13 protein-coding genes are annotated in these 14,729 nt (G+C 73.0%); 7 read left to right on the plus strand and 6 right to left on the minus strand.

The genetic code is table 11. The features are described from left to right. Nucleotides 1-19: 19 nt before the first annotated feature. Nucleotides 20-1,063: a LysR family transcriptional regulator gene (locus tag ABD385_RS20860; protein WP_344578280.1), complete on the minus strand. Its 1,044-nt coding sequence runs from the start codon at nucleotides 1,061-1,063 to the stop codon at nucleotides 20-22. Nucleotides 1,064-1,258: 195 nt separating this feature from the next. Here ABD385_RS20860 and ABD385_RS20865 point away from each other — a divergent pair, with 195 nt between their 5' ends. Next, the gene (locus tag ABD385_RS20865) at nucleotides 1,259-1,834 is read left to right on the plus strand and encodes a hypothetical protein (RefSeq protein WP_344578283.1); all 576 of its coding nucleotides are present in this window, start codon (nucleotides 1,259-1,261) and stop codon (nucleotides 1,832-1,834) included. A 121-nt stretch (nucleotides 1,835-1,955) separates the two neighbouring features. On the opposite strand, the gene ABD385_RS20870 is transcribed toward ABD385_RS20865, so the two are convergent. Beyond that, entirely contained in the window at nucleotides 1,956-4,778 is a 2,823-nt protein-coding gene (locus ABD385_RS20870) for a penicillin acylase family protein (RefSeq protein ID WP_344578285.1), read from the minus strand. Between the two features lie 249 nt (nucleotides 4,779-5,027). Between ABD385_RS20870 and ABD385_RS20875 the strand changes: the two genes are divergently transcribed. From ABD385_RS20875 to ABD385_RS20885, 3 genes are all read left to right on the plus strand, one after another. After that, complete coding sequence (locus ABD385_RS20875) at nucleotides 5,028-5,642, plus strand: hypothetical protein (RefSeq protein WP_344578287.1); 615 nt, start codon at nucleotides 5,028-5,030, stop codon at nucleotides 5,640-5,642. Nucleotides 5,643-5,722: 80 nt separating this feature from the next. After that, nucleotides 5,723-6,451: a 3-keto-5-aminohexanoate cleavage protein gene (locus tag ABD385_RS20880; RefSeq protein ID WP_344578519.1), complete on the plus strand. Its 729-nt coding sequence runs from the start codon at nucleotides 5,723-5,725 to the stop codon at nucleotides 6,449-6,451. Between the two features lie 723 nt (nucleotides 6,452-7,174). Continuing rightward, complete coding sequence (locus ABD385_RS20885; RefSeq protein ID WP_344578288.1) at nucleotides 7,175-8,617, plus strand: amidase; 1,443 nt, start codon at nucleotides 7,175-7,177, stop codon at nucleotides 8,615-8,617. Nucleotides 8,618-8,656: 39 nt separating this feature from the next. Here ABD385_RS20885 and soxR read toward each other — a convergent pair whose 3' ends face one another. Continuing rightward, nucleotides 8,657-9,226: a redox-sensitive transcriptional activator SoxR gene (soxR, locus tag ABD385_RS20890; protein ID WP_344578290.1), complete on the minus strand. Its 570-nt coding sequence runs from the start codon at nucleotides 9,224-9,226 to the stop codon at nucleotides 8,657-8,659. Between the two features lie 124 nt (nucleotides 9,227-9,350). On the opposite strand from soxR, the gene ABD385_RS20895 reads away from it, so the two are divergent. Then, nucleotides 9,351-9,812 (plus strand): MaoC family dehydratase, encoded by a 462-nt coding sequence (locus tag ABD385_RS20895; RefSeq protein WP_344578292.1) that lies wholly within the window; start codon nucleotides 9,351-9,353, stop codon nucleotides 9,810-9,812. A gap of 28 nt (nucleotides 9,813-9,840) precedes the next feature. On the opposite strand, the gene ABD385_RS20900 is transcribed toward ABD385_RS20895, so the two are convergent. Continuing rightward, nucleotides 9,841-10,464 (minus strand): TetR/AcrR family transcriptional regulator, encoded by a 624-nt coding sequence (locus ABD385_RS20900; RefSeq protein WP_344578294.1) that lies wholly within the window; start codon nucleotides 10,462-10,464, stop codon nucleotides 9,841-9,843. A 131-nt stretch (nucleotides 10,465-10,595) separates the two neighbouring features. Next, on the minus strand, nucleotides 10,596-11,747 hold the full coding sequence (locus ABD385_RS20905) for an acyl-CoA dehydrogenase family protein (protein WP_344578298.1): 1,152 nt from the start codon (nucleotides 11,745-11,747) through the stop codon (nucleotides 10,596-10,598). 88 nt (nucleotides 11,748-11,835) lie between these two features. On the opposite strand from ABD385_RS20905, the gene ABD385_RS20910 reads away from it, so the two are divergent. Together ABD385_RS20910 and ABD385_RS20915 are read left to right on the plus strand one after the other, a co-directional pair. Further along, nucleotides 11,836-12,498: a TetR/AcrR family transcriptional regulator gene (locus ABD385_RS20910; RefSeq protein ID WP_344578301.1), complete on the plus strand. Its 663-nt coding sequence runs from the start codon at nucleotides 11,836-11,838 to the stop codon at nucleotides 12,496-12,498. Nucleotides 12,499-12,551: 53 nt separating this feature from the next. Next, entirely contained in the window at nucleotides 12,552-13,544 is a 993-nt protein-coding gene (locus ABD385_RS20915) for an urea transporter (protein ID WP_344578304.1), read from the plus strand. Between the two features lie 34 nt (nucleotides 13,545-13,578). On the opposite strand, the gene ABD385_RS20920 is transcribed toward ABD385_RS20915, so the two are convergent. Continuing rightward, a complete protein-coding gene (locus ABD385_RS20920; protein WP_344578307.1) occupies nucleotides 13,579-14,679 on the minus strand; it encodes a Zn-dependent alcohol dehydrogenase in 1,101 nt (366 codons plus the stop codon). Nucleotides 14,680-14,729 lie beyond the last annotated feature (50 nt).

Below are 14,729 nucleotides of genomic sequence, written 5' to 3' on the forward strand. Positions count from 1 at the left end.
GCCGGTCCGTAGGGGCCGTTCAGGGCCGGAGCCACCACCGCTCGCTCTCCCACGAGAGCGCCTCCCAGAGGCGGTTGAGCGGGTGCTCCGGCCCGTAGGAGGCCCGTTCGCCGCGCCGGGTGAAGACGCCGACCAGGACTTCGGTACGGGGGCCGACGTCGCCGGTGACCTCCAGGGTGCGCAGGCCCTCGGCCTCCGGCAGGTGGCCGTCGGATGCGGCCTCCCCCAGGCCGCGGGTGACCAGCATCGCGCCGCTGACCACGCCCGAGCGGAGCAGCTCGAAACCGTAGTGGGCGGCCTCTATTTCGGCGGCGACGGTCAGCTTCTGGCGGTAGTCGCTGCCGTACCAGGCGGCCAGGAAGCGGTCGATGAGCCCGCCGGTGGAGACCACCAGCGGCAACCGCGGCAGGTCGGCGGCGCGGAACGAGGCGCCGGGCAGCCGCTCCGGCGGCAGGTTCGTCAGCAGGGACAGCCCGCTGCGCCGCCACTCCATCACCTCGTACGGGGCGAGTTGGGCGCTCTCCTCGCCCTCGGTGACGACGACGCTGCCGCAGACCAGGTCGAGTTCCTGGGAGCGGAGCTTGGTGAACAGGTCGCCGGTGCGGACGTGGGTGATCTTCAGGTCGACGCCCTCGCGGTCGAAGTCCCCGCTGACGTACTCCACGGCGTCCAGGAGGAAGCCGAGGGTGTAGCGGGTGGTGCCGACGGAGAGCGTGCGGCCGAGCCGGCGGCGGGCGTCGTGGACGCCCGCCGACCACTCGCCGAGGGTGCGCCGGGCGAGTTCGACCAGGGCCTCGCCGGTGGCGGTGAATCGCGCGTCACGACCGCGGCCCTGCTTGAGGACCAACTCCTCGCCGCACAGCGCCGCGAAGGTGCGGTTCATGGTGTCGAGCTGCTTCTGCACGCTGGACTGCTCCCGGCCCAACCGGCGGGCCGCCGCCAGCGCGGTGCCCGCCTCGTGCACCGTGATCAGCGTGCGCAGCTGGTCCATCGTGGTGTCGAGCAGCTCCGTCGGGTACTGCTGTTGCCGCCCCGGGTTCTGCTGCGGACCTGACACGACCATGCGCCCCTACTCGCTTTCCCTTCCCCCAAATTCAGGAATGAGCAGCATAGCCGCCCCGGAAAAGTCATCCGGAGATCACCGGGGATTATCTGTGGATTTCTTCCAGAAAATACTGGATGCGTTTGCGGTACCCGTGGAATGGTCGGAGCAATCCCACACCGCACAACCACGTTCTTCACAAGGGGAGTTACGTTCGTGAGCCATTCCCAGGCCGACCTCCGACGGCCCGGTACCCTCAACGCCACCGTGGCCTGCTCGATCGCGTCCGCACTGGGCACCTTCGCCGGCGCCCTCACCGTCGTCGCCGGGGGCCGCCCACTGGCCGAACGGAACGTCGAGCAGGCGGCCCAGGAGAGTCCGCAGCTGGTCGGACTGCCCGCCGGGACCACCGCGGCCGACCTCAAGGCGATGGCCGGGCCGGCCTGGGAGGCCGTGGTCGGCGACCGGTTCGGCACCCTGCTCGCGCGCGGCGTGCTGGCCTCGTCCCTCGGGCTGTGCCTGCTGGTCTTCGGGCTGTACGCGGGGCGGGCGTCGGTGTGGTCCCGGGTGATGATCACGGTTTCCGTGGTGTTGGTGGTGCCGGTGCACGCCCTCGTCTGGAGCGACTTCTCGCCGCCCTCGGTCACCGCGGCGACCCTGCCCGCGCTGGCCACCGCGGTGGCGGCGGTGGTGCTCGCCTGGCTACCGCCCAACGGCCGTTACGCGAAGCGGTTGAGGAACGGCATGCGGAACGCACCGGCGCCGCAGCCGACCGCCGCGGTTTCCGGCTAACGGCGGAAAACGGAAGGGAAAGACAACACGGCCCCGGGGTGTGCGCACCCCGGGGCCGTGTCGCTCTCGCTGTTCGTCTCGTTCGTGTCGTTCGTGTCGCTTTTCGGTGGCCGCCCGGCCGTTACCTATGGGCGGGGAATTCCACCACCTGCTGGTAGGTGGGGCGGTTCTGCCAGGTCATCTTGTCGTGGGTCAGACCGCCCACCGCGCGGTGGATGATCGAGTCCGCGCACCACTGGTCGCCGGCCTTGCAGTTGTCGTCGCCCGGGTAGACCTGGGCGGCGGTCTGCGCGGTGGCCTGTTCGAGGGTGGTCAACAGCGTGTCCCGGCAGGCCGAGAGGTCGCCGTTGCCGCAGTAGCGGACGGCGAGCGGACCCTGCACCTTGTCGCCGAGCACCGCGCGCAGGTCCTTGTCGGCGTAGCTCCACCAGCCGTACTGGAAGGCCGATCCGGCGTGCGCCCCGGTGGGGCCGTGGCCGGCCGAGGGCGACTCGTCGATGGCGAGGTTGGCGCCCAGGGCGTCGTAGAGGTCCGTGCCGAGGCCGGGCCGGAAGACCTCCTTGACCATGCGCGGCCACCAGGCGTCCATCAGCCGGATCGCGTCGGAGTGCGCGTAGGCGTGCGAGCCGGGGGACGTCTCGCGGCGCTGGGCGCCGTCCTTGCGCCAGGCGTCCAGCCGTTGGATCGCGGTCCGCAGCGCCGGGTCGGCGACCGGCTTGCTGCCCAGGACCCGCAGCAGGTCGGGCAGCACGTCCTCGCCGCGCAGGTCGGTGAGGGCGGCGTCGGCCATCGCCCGGGTCAGGGACGCCCGGGTGACGCCGCCGTCCGCGGTCAGGGCGCGCACCCGGTCGTCGAGCAGGTTGGCGCGGTGCACCGAGCCGTTGCCGAAGCCGGCCGAGTCGTAGTCCTTGGCCTGCTTGTTGTTCCAGGAGACGTAGTAGTCCTGGTCGATCGACTGCGGGTGCTGGGCGGGCGGGGTCTGGGCGGAGGTGTTGGTGGTGGGGTCGAAGCCCTTCCACTCGTAGGCGGGGTCGGCCTTGACGGGCAGCGCCGGGTCGACGTCGGGGTTGCGGACCGGGTTGAGGCCGCTGTTGTAGTACGCGATGTCACGGGAGTCGGCGTAGAACCAGTTGAAGGCGTAGCCGATGTGCTCGGCGGCCTGCTCGAAGCTCTTGGCGTCGCGGACGTACGACGGGTCGTTGAGCATCTGGAAGCCGATGATGGAGTCGGCCTCGTGGCGGTAGGTGGACCGCAGCGCCGTGTAGGCGACGGGCTTGCCGCCGACGGTGGCGCGGTGGGTGACGACGCCGTAGTTGGTGCGGAAGACCTGCATCCGGTACGAGCCGGCCGCGGTGGGGTCGGCGATGGTGGGCTTCCAGGAGTTGGTGCGCTCCAGCTTCTCCATCGGCAGGCACCGGCCGTGGTAGCGGTAGGAGGTGGAGTCCTTGGTGGGCTCCGAGCCGTCCGCGTTGCACAGGTCCACGGCGTAGGTGTCGGTGATGTCCTGACCGGCGGAGGTGGCACTCCAGGCGTAGTCCTGGCCGCGGCCCAGTTGGACGTACATCCCGACGCCGGCGAACGACGCGCCGCGGGCGCTGATGCCGGGGCCCTGGATCTCCTGGAGCATCAGCAGCTGGGGTGCGAAGTAGCCGGTCTGCGGGCCGAAGACGGCGACCGGGTGGCCGCTGGCGGTGTGCTTGCCGGAGACCAGCAGGGCGTTGGACATCCCGCGGTGCTGGGTCGCATCGAAGCTCCCCTTGGGCAGCACGCCGTCCTTGAAGAGGCCCTCCAGCTTCCGGTACTTCTCGGGGGCCTTGACCGGGTCGCGGGGCGGGGTGGCGCTCTTGGACGCGGCGGCGCCGCTGCGGTCGAAGACCAGCGGTTCGGGGGTGACCGAGCCGCGGTCGGGCAGCGCGGTGCCCCGGGCCTTGGCGGGCTTGACGGCGTACGGGAAGCTCTGGCCGTCGTGCAGCGTCTTGACCGCCTCGGGGTCGTTGCGCTCGCGGAAGGACTCCCAGACCTCGGTGCCCTTCTCCACGCCGTACTTCTGCTGGGCGGAGAGCAGGGCGAGGGCCGAGGGGACCTCGCCGCCGCCGCCGTTGCCGAAGAGCCCGCCGACGACGGAGGCCAGGGCTATCAGGTCGGTGAGCTTGAACGGCTGGATCTCACCGGCGTTGGTGATCGCGTCCACGTGGCCGGTGACGACGTACTCGCCGGGGAAGTAGCGGCCCTTCTTGGACTGTTCGCGGTAGGCGTTGATGCCGTCCACGTACGCCTGGGCGTCCGCCATGGCCTGCTTGCCGCGCGCGCCGTTGTCGTTGCGGATCGCGTCGACCTGCGCCTGGAGGTCGGCCTCGGTGTACGGGGCGGAGGGCCAGAACTGCTGCTCCAGGCCCTGGTTGGCGGGGGCGCCGCCGGCGAACGAGGTCAGCTCGCCGCGCCCGATGTGCCGGAAGAGGTCCATCAGCCACAGTCGGTCCTGGCCCGCGGCGTAGCCGGCGCCGTACTCGGTGCCGTAACGGGTGGTGCCCTTGATGTGCGGGACGCCGGTCTTCTTGTCACGGGTGATGGTGACGTCCGGGCGCGGGGTGCTCACCGAGGCGACCTGGTCCTTCGCGACGCCGAAGGAGGCGTCGTTGAAGAAGTCGGTGAGGGTGTCGTCGGTGAGCGAACGGTAGCCGCCGGCCAGGGCGTTGTAGGGGGCGATCTGGTCGGTGGTGTGCGGCGGGTGGGTGCCGAACAGCTTGTTGCCGAGGATCTGCACCAGGGTGGCGTTGCCCGTCGCGCCCGGCGGCAGGATGTCCGCGCACTGGCCCTGGCAGTAGTCCTCGGAAGTCTGCGGTGCGGCCGCGGCCGCGGTGGGGGGCGGTGCCAAGAACGTGGCCCCCAAGGCGAACAGGGCCGCGGTGGCGGCAGCCCTGAGCCTTCCGGTACGTCGTCGCATTCCTGCTCCTCTAGGGGTCCCCGCCCGTGAGGGCCCGGGGAAGGGTGGGCCGGACGTTACCGTCGGTTACTCGTTACCGGAAGATGAACAACAGTCACCTTTTCGAATCCCCCACAGCGGGCAGGAGTTACGGCCGGACACCCCGGCACATCGCCACCCAAAACCGCAAAAGAATTCGATGGATCCAGGCGGCGGCCGGGTACGTCCATTCCCTGTCCAGTCGGGATCCTCCTCGGAGGTGGAAGCACCATGGCCAGTTTCAGAGCCCTCGCAGAACAGGTCCGCAACCCGCGGCTCGTCACCGTTCGGCGACGCACCGCCCTGCGCAAGTGCTTGGAGCGCTTCGCCCCTTACGGGCACCGCGCGACCTGGCACCACCTGTGCACCAGGGCCGGGTTCGCCACCCAGGACCGTGACCCGGATCCGGCGCGGCTGGTGGCCGCGCTGGCCGAGCTGGAAGAGGCGCGCGCCCTCTGGCTCGCCTACGAGGAGGAGTTCGCCGCCCGGCGCCGCCGCGAGAAGCACGACGGCATCCGGCAGCCCGGCACCCTCGACGCATGGCACCGCCGCACCTGGGGCGGCTACGACATCGTGCCCTGCGCCTCACCGCAACGGCACCCGGCGGCCCGCCTCTCCGAGGTGCTGCACCGCATGATCGCGGCGATGGAGGCGGGACGCCCGCGCCGCGACTGCCCGGTCTGCGGCTGCACCCGCTTCGCGTGGGTCCCCAGCCCGGACGGCGACCCGGCGACCGGACCGGCCTGCCGCGACTGCGGGGTGCTCGCCCCGACGGCCGTGCTGGCCCCGGAGGCGCTGCACACCGCGGCCGGACTGCCGCTCGCCAACGCCTTCGCGGCGGCCTGACGCCGGCCGCGCACCGCACCGCTCACCCCGTTCGCGCACCGCTGTCAGACCCCCCTGCCATCATCGAAGGCATGCTGCAGATGCTTCAGGTGTGTCTCAACGGCGTGCGTACCGGGGCCGATTCCGGTGCCGTGCCGCTCTCGCCGGCCGCGCTCGCCGACGCCGCGCGGCAGGCGGTCGCGGCCGGCGCCCAGGACGTGCACGTCCACCCCAAGACCCCGTGCGGCCAGGACTCCCTCTCACCGCGGGTGGTCGGCCCGGTCCTGGAGGCGATACGGGAAGCGGTGGACGTGCCGGTGGGCGTGACGACCGGCGCCTGGGCCGAACCGGACCCCGAACGCCGGGCAGAACGGATCGCGTCCTGGACGGTCCTGCCCGACCACGCCTCGGTCAACTGGCACGAGGACGGCGCCGACGCGGTCGCCGCGGCACTGCTGGCCCGCGGCGTCGGCGTCGAGGCGGGCATCTGGGCCGGCACCGCGGCCGCCGCACGGTTCGCCGCCTCACCCCTGGCGCCCCGGGTACTGCGGGTGCTCGCCGAGGTCATCGACGACACCGACCCCACCACCGCCCCCGCCACAGCCCGGACCCTGCTGACCGAACTGGCCCGCGCACCACACGGCCGCCCGGTGCTGCTGCACGGCTACGACGGCGGCGCCTGGCCGGTCCTCCAACTCGCCGGCGAACTCGGCCTGGCCACCCGCATAGGCATCGAGGACACGGTCCTGCTCCCCGACGGCACACCCGCCACGGGCAACGCCCAGCTGGTGTCCCACGCCGTGCGGTTGGTTTGTGGGCTTCCCACGTAGTCGGCCGTCCCGCCGTGAGGGTTGCTGTTTGCGCCTGCGGCGCGGTGCCGCTGCGCGGGGCTTGTTCGTACGTCGTCGGCCTCCCCGCCGTGGGGCTTTGTGTTTGCGCCTGCGGCGCGGGCCGCTGCGCGGGGCTTGTAGGGGTGCGGTGCCGGGTTGGCGGGTGGTGGGGTGCCCGGACTGCTGCGCTTTACGTCCGGGCACCCCACCACCCGCCAACCCGACCCCTCCCGTGGATGGGTGGGAAGGGGGTGAGTGGGGGCCTGTGTTGGTGGGTTCCTGCGGCTCCGTGGATGGATTCATGCGCGTCAGTGAGCGCAGTGGTGGCCAGCGCCACCCCACCAGGGCCCGGCCCGCACCCACCCGGTTTTCAACCCACCCTCAACGGGAGGGGGCGGGCCGGAGGGGGTGGTGTGCAGGACGTAAAGCGCAGCAGTCCTGCACACCACCCCCGCAGGCCCGACACCGCACCCAACAGCCCCGCGCAGCGGACAACCAGCCCGCGCCGCAGGCGCAACAGCGAGACGCCCCACGGCGGGAAAGCCGACAACGTGGGAAGAACCCCAAGCCGCCAGGCTGTCCCGTTCCCCTACGGCCCATACGGGCCGCCCGGCACACTGGAGCGGCTGTTCTCGGGCCGGTGCGGCGGGCGCGCGCCTCCGCGCCGGCTCGGCCCGCCCGTGCGGCACCGGTCGTACGGGCCCGACGAGAGGGTGGACGTCCATGGCCGAACTACACGACCTGACCGCGCTCGAACAGGCCGCGGAGATCCGGTCCGGGGAGCTGTCCCCGGTCGAGCTCACCGAGCACTACCTCGCGCGGATCGAGCAGTTGGACGACACGCTGGGCGCCTTCCTCACCCGCACTCCCGAACTCGCCCGCAAACAGGCCGCGGAGGCCGAGGGCGAGGTCGTCGCGGCCCGCCGTCAGGGTCGGGCGCTCCCGGCGCTGTACGGCGTCCCGGTGCCGGTGAAGGACCTCAACCGGGTCGCCGGGGTGCGCTGCACGATGGGTTCGGCCGCGCTGGCCGACCAGGTGCCCGACGGCGACGACCACGTCGTCACCGCGTTGCGCCGGGCCGGCACGATCATGCTGGGGAAGACCAACACCCCCGAGTTCGGGCTGCCCTGCTACACCGAGAACGCCCTCGCGCCGCCGGCCCGCACCCCTTGGGACACCGCGCGGTCGGCGGGTGGCTCCAGCGGCGGCGCGGCCGCGGCGGTGGCCGGCGGGTTGGCGCCGGTCGCGCACGGCAGCGACGGCGGCGGGTCGATCCGCATCCCGTCGTCGCTCTGCGGGCTCTACGGCATCAAGCCCAGCCGCGGCCGGATCAGCGCCGGCCCGCTGCTGCACGACGTGACGGGCCTGAGCACCTCCGGTCCGCTGGCCCGTACGGTCGCGGACGCGGCGGTGCTGTTGGACGCGATGGCCGGCACCCTGCCCGGGGACCCGTTCGCGGCGCCGGCCCTGCCGCCCGGCGAGACCTTCGCCGACCAGGTCCGGCGGGACCCGGGGCGGCTGCGGATCGCGGTGCTGACCGAGACGCCGCTTCCGGACGTCGAGGTGCATCCCGACTGCCGCACCGCGGTGGCGGAGACCGTCACGCTGCTGGGTCAACTCGGCCACGAGGTGGCGGAACTGGCCCTGCCGGTGGACGAGCGGATCCTGCTCGACTTCACCCGGGTCTGGTCGGTGATGGCCGCCAGCCGGCCCGTGCCGGCGGACGCCGAGGAACGGCTGATGCCGCTCTCCCGGTACCTGCGGGGCCGCGGCCGGAAGGTCTCCGGCACCGACTTCGCCGACGCGCTGTACGCCTTCCGGGTGCTCACCCAGAGCGTCGCCGACGGCCTGATGGCGCCGGACGGCGGCTACGACGTGATCCTCTCCCCCACCGTGGCCGCACCGCCGCCCCCGGTCGGGGCGCTGCGCGACGACGCCGATCCGCAGGCCGAGTTCGCCGCCGTGGGCCGGTTCACGCCGTTCAGCGCCTTGTACAACGTCACGGGTCAGCCCGCGGTCAACGTCCCGCTGCACTGGAACGCCGAGGGGCTGCCGATCGGCGTCATGCTGGCCGGCCGCTACGGCGACGAGGCCACCTTGATCGCGCTGTCCGCGCAGTTGGAGGCGGCCCGCCCCTGGGCCCACCGCAAGCCGCCCGTCTGGTGAACGCCGCGCACCCGGTGCCTGTAGGGGGCGCCGGGTGCGTCAGCGCTCCTGCCGGGACGCGCAGTCCCGTACGTCCGGGGTGCACCCGTCGGCAGCGTCGGCGGGACCGGCGGCCTGCTGCGCCGCTCGGGCCGGCGCCGCGTCCGCGCTGCGGCGGTCGACCCGGAGCCGGCGGGCGCCGGGGCCCTGTTCGCCGAGGTTGTCGTAGGGGTTGGACAGCGCGCACTTCTCCATCGAGAGGCAGCCGCAGCCGATGCAGTCGGTGAGCCGGTCGCGCAGTTCGAGGAGCTGGTTGATCCGTTCGTCGAGTTCGCTGCGCCAGACCTCGGAGAGCCGGGCCCAGTCGGCGCGGTTGGGGGTGCGCTCGTCCGGCAGCTCCGCCAGGGCGTCCCGGATCACCGCGAGCGGGATGCCGACCCGCTGCGCGGCGCGGACGAAGGCGACCCGGCGCAGCGTCTCCCGGGTGTAGCGGCGCTGGTTGCCGGCCGTGCGGGTGCTGCTGATCAGCCCCTTGGTCTCGTAGAAGTGCAGTGCGGAGACGGCCGCTCCGCTGCGCGCGGAGAGCTGGCCGACCGAGAGCTCGTGGACCTTGAACGGAAGCTGGGGCACGCGTCAACCCTACGGCCTGTGCGGTGGTTCCCCGGTGCGGTCGGTGGCCGGGGCGTTGACAGCGGGCGGCCGCCCTCGCATGCTGAGCAAGCGCTTAGTATCACGGCTGAGGAGGCGGACGAGGATGGCAGAGCCCCGGGTGTTCGGGTCGGTCGAGGAACTGCGGGCGGCGGTCGGCGAGGAGCTCGGCCCCAGCGACTGGTTGGCGGTCGACCAGAAGCGGATCGACCTGTTCGCGGAGGCCACCGGCGACCACCAGTGGATCCACGTCGACGAGGAGCGGGCCGCCACCGGACCGTTCGGCACCACCATCGCGCACGGCTACCTGACGCTGTCGCTGCTGCCGACCCTGGTCCCGCAGCTGCTGCGGGTCGACAACGTGAAGATGGGCATCAACTACGGCACCAACAAGGTGCGTTTCCCGGCCACCGTCCCGGTCGGTGCGCGGCTGCGGGCCCGCGCCCGGATCGCGGAGGTCACCGAGGTGACCGGCGGGGTGCAGCTCACGACGGTGGTGACGGTCGAGCGGGAGGGCGGCGAGAAGCCGGTGTGCGTGGCGGAGTCGGTCAGCCGCTTCTACCTGTAGTGGCCGGGCGGAGTCGGTGGGCGGGCCGTCAGGAGGCGCCGCCCACCATCCGCAGGACGAGGTCGGCGTAGAGCGCGCCGACCTCGTCGGGCGTCCGCGGGCCGTCGGCGGAGAACCAGCGCGCGACGTCCACGCAGAGCGACAGCACGGCCAGGGTGGTGCCGGGGACGTCGTCCACCCGGAACTCCCCGCTGGCGGCGCCGTCCTCGATGATCTGGCGGAGCAACCGGTCGGTGCGGCGGCGCAGCCCGGCGATCTCGGCGTAGTGCTCCGCGCCGAGCGCCTGGAGTTCGTACTGGATGACCCGGGCGGTGGTGTGGTGTTCGGCGTGCCAGCGGGCGAAGGTGCGCACCGCGTCACGGAGCCGGTCGGTGGCGCTGCCCTGGGCCTCGGCGGCGGCGGCCATGATGCGCAGCGCCTCCTCGTGGCCGGTGCCGCTGATGCGGTAGAGCAGCTCTTCCTTGGTCTTGTAGTGGATGTAGAGCGCCGCCGGGCTCATGCCGGCGCGGCCGGCGATGTCGCGGGTGGTGGTGGCGTGGTAGCCGCGCTCGGCGAACGCCCGGACGGCCGCGCTGACCAGTCGCCGCGCGGCGTCCGGTGTCACTGCCGACCACTCGTCGCCCTCGTTAGCCGCCCGCTCGGCCGCACCCATCGCTCTCCCCGCTCCTCGATCCGTCAGGGGCCTTCCTCTGCCGGATCGAACACCATACCGCGCCACTGAGCAAGCGCTTAGGCCCCGATCGGGGGTGGGACGCGGTGGCGGGCGCGGTGGCGGGCGGCGGGTCAGAAGGCGGAGACGCCGGTCAGGGCGCGGCCGATGAGGAGCTTCTGGATCTGGCTGGTGCCCTCGTAGAGGGTCATCACCCGGGCGTCGCGCAGCAGCTTGCCGACCGGGTACTCGTCGATGTAGCCGTAACCGCCGAAGACCTGGAGGGCGTTGCTCGCGGCGCGCACCGCTGCCTCGGACGCGAAGAGCTTGGCCTGGGATGCCTCGGTGGTGAACGGCTCGCCCCGGTCGATCAGGTCGGCCACCCGCCAGGTCAGCAGCCGCGCCGCGTCCACGTCCACCGCGATGTCGCTGATCAGTTCCTGGACGAGCTGGCGCCCGGCGATCGGGGCGCCGAACTGCTCGCGCTGCCCGGCGTACCCGAGCGCGGCGTCCAGCGCGGCCTGGGCGATGCCGACGCAGCCGGCGGCGACCGACATCCGCCCCTTGGCCAGCGCGGACATCGCGACCGAGAAGCCCTTGCCCTCGGGGCCCAGCAGGGCGCCGGCGGGCACCCGTACGCCCTGGAGCACCAGTTCGGCGGTGGCCTGGCCGCGCAGTCCGAGCTTGCCGTGGATCGCGCGGCGGGTCAGGCCCGGGGTGTCGGCGGGCACCAGGAAGGCGCTGATCCCCTTGTGGCCGGGGGCGCCGCCGGTCCGGGCGAAGAGCAGGACCAGGTCGGCCCAGGTGCCGTTGGTGATGAACATCTTGGATCCGTCGAGGACCCAGTCCGTGCCGTCCCGGACCGCGCGGGTGGTCAGCGACGCCGCGTCCGAACCGGTGCCGGGCTCGGTCAGGCCGAAGCAGCCGAGCGCCGTGCCGGACGTGAGCCGGGGCAGCCAGGTCCGCTTCTGCTCCTCGTCGCCCCAGGCGGCGAGGGTCTTGGCGACCAGCCCGAGCGAGACCGAGACGATGCCGCGGACGGCGGAGTCGCCGCGTCCCAACTCCTCGGTGACCAGCGCGTAGGAGAGGTGGTCGCCGCCGGAGCCGCCATACTCCTCGGGCACGGTCAGCCCCAGGAATCCGAGGTCGCCGAGCTTGCGGACGATGCCCGGGTCGACCTGTTCGGCGCGGTCCCAGGCGGTGGCGTGCGGGGCGATCTCGCGGTCGGTGAAGTCCGCGGCGAGCCGGCGGACGGCGGTCTGCTCGGGCGTGAGCTCCAGGTTCATCTCGGGCCCCTTGTCGACGGGAATGGGAGTGCGACGACCATTAATTAGCGGTGCTAGTTTTAACCGGACGGCCCCTACTATGTGCGGCATGGCCCGACCCCGCAAGCCCCTGCTGAGCCGCGAACGGATCGTCACCACCGCGCTGGCGCTGATCGACGCGGAGGGGCTCGCGGCGCTCTCCACCCGACGGTTGGCGGCCGAACTCGGCGTGAGCGGCCCCTCCCTCTACAACCACTTCACGACCAAGGACGAGATCCTCGACGCGGTGGCCGACACGGTCGTCGCCCAGGTCGATGTGTCGACACTGGCGACCGGCGTCGACTGGCGGGCCGGCCTGCTCGACTGGGCCCGCTCCTACCGCGCGGCGCTGGCCGCCCATCCGCACGTCGTGCCGTTCCTCGCCCAGGGCCCCGGCCGCCGGCCCGCGGGGCTGAGGATGGCCGACGCGGCGTTCGGCGGCATGGTCGAGGCCGGCTGGCCGCCCGCCCTGGCCACCAAGGTGTGCGCGATGGTGCGGTACTTCGTCGCCGGCTCCGCCCTCGGCTCGTTCGCCCGCGGCTTCGTGGACGACCCCGGCGCCTACGACCCGGCCGACTACCCGCACCTCGGGCAGGCGCACCTGTTGGCCGAGCACCAGCGCCGGGTGGACGAGGGCGCCTTCGAGGCGGGGCTGGCGGCGTTGGTGGACGGCTTGACGCTGCATCACCCGGAACTGGCACCTCCCGACATCGAATTCAGGCCACGCAGGTAGGGTGCAGCAGTCCCTGGTGGGCAGGGACGATGTGCGTCCTGCGGGAGGCGGAAATGCGCCAGTCGAGTACGGCCAACGAAGGTCCGATAGCGAAGGGTTACGACCTGTCAGCGAGTCGCTGGGGTCGGTGGGTCACGGAGGTGCTGCGCGGTCAGGCGCAGGTCGATTTCCTGCCCAGCGCGCTGGCCGGGGTGGTCTTCTCCATCGCCCTGTTCGTCGCGGGCTGGCAGTTCGGCCTCTACGGGTTGATCGGCGCGGCCGTCGGCACCGGCACCGCGCACCTGCTGGGCGTGGACCGCAGCCGCCTGGAGGCCGGGCTCGAAGGCTTCAACTCCTGCCTGGTCGGCGTCGCCTGCGCGGTCTTCCTCGACGCCGACCACCTCTCCACCCTGCTCGTCGCGGTCGCCGCCAGCGCGGCGGTCACGGTCGTCACGGCGGCCACCGCCCGGGTGCTGGGCACCTGGGGCCTGCCCACGTTCACGCTGCCCTTCTGCCTGACGGCCAGCGCGCTGACCGTCGCCGCGCCCAGCTTCCGGCACGTCTGGCACCTGGAGGACGGCATCGCGGCGCTGCCCAGGACGGCCTCCGGGCCCACCGCCCTGACCTTCACCGACCTGTGGCACGCCTTCTTCACCAACATCGGTGAGATCTTCCTGATGCCGCAGTGGTACGTCGGTCTGATCTTCCTCGTCGGCATCTTCGTCGCCGACCGCCGGCTGGGCGCCCTGGCCTGCGCCGGCAGCGCCGTCGCCATCCTGACGTCCTGGGCGCTCGGCGCCCCCGCCGACCAGGTGCGGGAGGGGCTCATGGGGTACGACGCGGTGCTGGTCGCGATGGCGCTGGGCGGCGTCTTCCTGATCACCGACGCCTGGAGCGTGGGGTACGCCCTGGTCGGCGCGGTCACCTCCACGGTGCTGAGCCCGGCGCTCGGCGCGCTCTTCGCGCCGTCCGGCGGACACGCCTTCACCTGGCCGTTCGTGCTGGTCGCGCTGGTGTTCCTGGTCGCCGCGCCGGCGTTCCCGCGGCTGCGCCGGGCCGACGGCTGACCTCGGGCGGGCAGGGCGGCCGGCGCGCACGGCCCTAGAACACCACCAGCGCCCGGCCGCCCTTCCCGGCGAGCATCGCCTCGAAGGCGGCCGGGATGCCGGCCAGCGGGATCCGGTCGGTGACCAGTGCGGAGAGGTCGAGCGCGCCGGAGCGGACGTGCTCGGCGATCACCGGGAGGTCGCGGGCCGGATCGCTGTTGCCGTAGACGCAGCCGGCGAGCGTCCGGCCGAAGTAGAACAGCTCCAGGGCGGAGAAGGTGACCTGCTGGTCCTTGCCGCCGATGCCCACCACCGTCGTCCGGCCGCCGCGGCGGGTGGCCGACCAGGCCGCGCGGATGGTCTCCGCGCGGCCCACGCACTCCACCGCGACGTCGGCGCCGAAACCGCCGGTGAGCGCCCGGACCCGCTTGGCGCCCTCCTTCGCGAAGAACGCCGGGCCGTCGGCGACCAGGAAGTCGGTGGCGCCGGCCGCACGGGCCAGTTCCTCCTTCGCCGGCGAGACGTCCACCGCCACGATCGGGCCGGCCCCGGCGATCCGCGCCGCCTGCAAGGTCGCCAGGCCCACCCCGCCGACGCCGACGACCAGCACCGACTCCCCCGCCCGCACCCGGGCGCTGTGGTGCACGGCGCCCCACCCGGTGAGCACCGCACAGCCGAGCAGGGCCGCGTCGGTCAGCGGCACCCCGTCCGGCAGCGGCAGCGCGGCGTGCGCCGGCACCACGGTCTCCTCGGCGAACGCGGCGGTGCCCAGGCCCGGGTAGAGCGGGCTGCCGTCGGCCTCGAGGGTGGCGTACGGGGCGCCGGCCGCCCGGTCCGCGGCGACGCACAGCCAGGGCTCGGCCAGGTGGCAGAAGTGGCAGTCGCCGCAGGACGGCGCCCAGTTGAGCACCACCTGGTCACCGACCGCCGGGCCGGTCACGTCCGGGCCGACCGCGGTGACCGTGCCCGCGCCCTCGTGTCCCAGCACGGCCGGGACGGGTTGGCGCAGCGTCCCGTTGGACAGCGACAGGTCGGAGTGGCAGACGCCGGCGGCGGCGAGCCGGACCCGGACCTGGCCGGGGCCGGGTGCGGGCAGGTCGATGTCGGTGATCTTCAGCGGGGCGTGCACAGCGGGCAGGACGGCGGCGCGGACCACGGGGTCTCCTCGGGGCGGGGCGGAACGACGGGCTCGGCGGGGCGGCGGGC

The sequence above is a fragment of the Streptomyces lunalinharesii genome (assembly GCF_039532155.1).
Taxonomy (GTDB): domain Bacteria; phylum Actinomycetota; class Actinomycetes; order Streptomycetales; family Streptomycetaceae; genus Streptomyces; species Streptomyces lunalinharesii.